Here is an 883-nt window from a genome sequence, read left to right as displayed (position 1 = left end):
CTGATGGCTCGCAAAGAGACCATTCGTGAACCTGCGGKKGGGTGATCAAGCGGCGACGGAGAAACGGAAAAATCAGAAGCAAAAGCTGAAGAGAAAACCGCAGAGCCGGAAGTGACTGCTCAGTCTCAACCAGATGAAGTTCAGCAGCCATACTGACAAAAAAGATGCAGAATAGGTTTTAATTAATAAGGAAACCCCGAGGCAACTCGGGGTTTTGTATTTCTACTATGATTCTACGTTCTCAAAAAAATCTTTAGATCTTTCATTCCCTGTTGTGATGGGAATTCTTAATGTCACACCTGACTCATTTTCCGATGGAGGCCAATTTAATGCGCTTGATGCGGCGTTGGTCCAAGCAGAGCGAATGATTGCTGCTGCTGGTGTGAGTATCATTGATATCGGTGGTGAATCAACACGTCCAGGTGCGCCAGAAGTCTCATTAGAAGAAGAGTTGAAGCGCGTTATTCCGGCAATTCAAGCCATTCGGCAAAAGCATGATGTTTGGATCTCTATTGACACCAGCAAAGCGGAAGTGATGAAGCAAGCTATTGAAGCCGGTGCGGATCTCATTAATGATGTTCGCGCATTGCAGGAACCAGGGGCCTTGGCTGTTGCCGCGAAAGCCCAAGTGCCGATTTGTCTGATGCACATGCAAGGTCAGCCTCGAAGCATGCAGCATAACCCAAGCTATCAAGATGTAGTTAAAGAGGTCTGGCGAATTTTGGAAGAGCGTGTTGCAGCCTGTGAAGAAGCCGGTATTGCTAAAGAGCTGCTTATTCTTGACCCTGGATTTGGTTTTGGCAAAACCATCGAACACAATTATCATCTGTTAGCGCACTTAGAAGCGTTTCATCAATTGGGCTTGCCGATTTTGGCGGGCATG

The 883-nt window shown here is 46.9% G+C and carries 1 protein-coding gene; it reads left to right on the top strand.

Annotated features, from left to right (window positions below):
- Window positions 1-277 precede the first annotated feature (277 nt).
- Window positions 278-883: dihydropteroate synthase (gene folP / locus CIK04_RS23710; RefSeq protein WP_128824669.1), on the top strand; the 606-nt coding region annotated here is incomplete at its 3' end.

It is taken from the genome of Vibrio sp. 03_296 (assembly GCF_002265885.1).
This window is presented reverse-complemented; position numbering and strand designations above follow the sequence as displayed.